Below are 888 nucleotides of genomic sequence, written 5' to 3' on the forward strand. Positions count from 1 at the left end.
ACCAGGCTGGCTGCTTCCTGCTTGAACTCAGGAGTAAAGGAACGTCGTTTTCTGGTCATCAGACACCTCGTTTATGGTGGTGATCTTACCACCTACGCTGGTGTCCAGAATCATTGAACCACTACAGGCATCACCTCCAACTGATAGGGAAAGCTGGCTGGAAAGAGGTTTTTCTACGGGCTCGTTAGCTGTGATTGCCCCACCTAAAAAAGTGATACTATAGTGTCACTATTAGTCTGATTCAGGGTTAGCCCATGAAAGTTGAGCTAGTTACGAACCTTAAGCGCCAGGCCACAAAGATTCTGGCAGAGCTGCACTTGTCCAAAGAGCCGGTACTGATCACGGAGCATGGTCAGCCATCCGCCTACCTTGTCGATGTGCAGGATTACGAATTCATGCAGCGCCGACTTGAGCTGCTTGAGGGGCTCTCACGGGGAGAGCGGGCTGTACTTGAGGGACGGACGTACAGCCAAAGTGAGGCCAGGGAGAAAATGAGTAAATGGCTGAAGTAATCTGGACGGAGCCTGCACTTCAAGAATTGGATGCCATTGCTGAGTACATTGCTCTGGATAATCCTGTTGCCGCAAGCCACTTGGTCCAAGAAGTTTTCGATAAGACCGAGCGTTTAGAAGATTTTCCCCAATCCGGTCGGATTCCTCCAGAGCTCCCTAATTCAGTATACCGGGAGGTAGTAGTCCCACCGTGTCGCATTTTTTATCGTGAGGATGATCAGCGAGTTCTCATTCTTTATATCCTGCGAGAGGAGCGACAGCTTCGGGCGTACATGCTTGGGAACAGCTAAGAAACCTCTGATTAACTATTGCGCTGCGACCCACATGGACGTGGGAAGTGCAGTAATTCATCAGGAGTTAATCCTGCCTTATGCTG

Annotated in this window: 2 protein-coding genes; both read left to right on the plus strand. The window is 50.0% G+C overall.

Translation table 11 applies throughout. The features are described 5' to 3' along the window. Nucleotides 1-254: 254 nt before the first annotated feature. Nucleotides 255-512, plus strand: a complete 258-nt coding sequence (locus DFK18_RS14440) for a type II toxin-antitoxin system Phd/YefM family antitoxin (RefSeq protein WP_114418981.1) — start codon at nucleotides 255-257, stop codon at nucleotides 510-512. Then, nucleotides 500-802, plus strand: a complete 303-nt coding sequence (locus tag DFK18_RS14445) for a type II toxin-antitoxin system RelE/ParE family toxin (RefSeq protein ID WP_114418982.1) — start codon at nucleotides 500-502, stop codon at nucleotides 800-802. Before DFK18_RS14440 ends, DFK18_RS14445 begins: the two co-directional genes overlap by 13 nt. The last annotated feature ends 86 nt before the right edge of the window (nucleotides 803-888 follow it).

This window comes from Marinospirillum perlucidum (genome assembly GCF_003336805.1).
GTDB lineage: Bacteria > Pseudomonadota > Gammaproteobacteria > Pseudomonadales > Halomonadaceae > Marinospirillum > Marinospirillum perlucidum.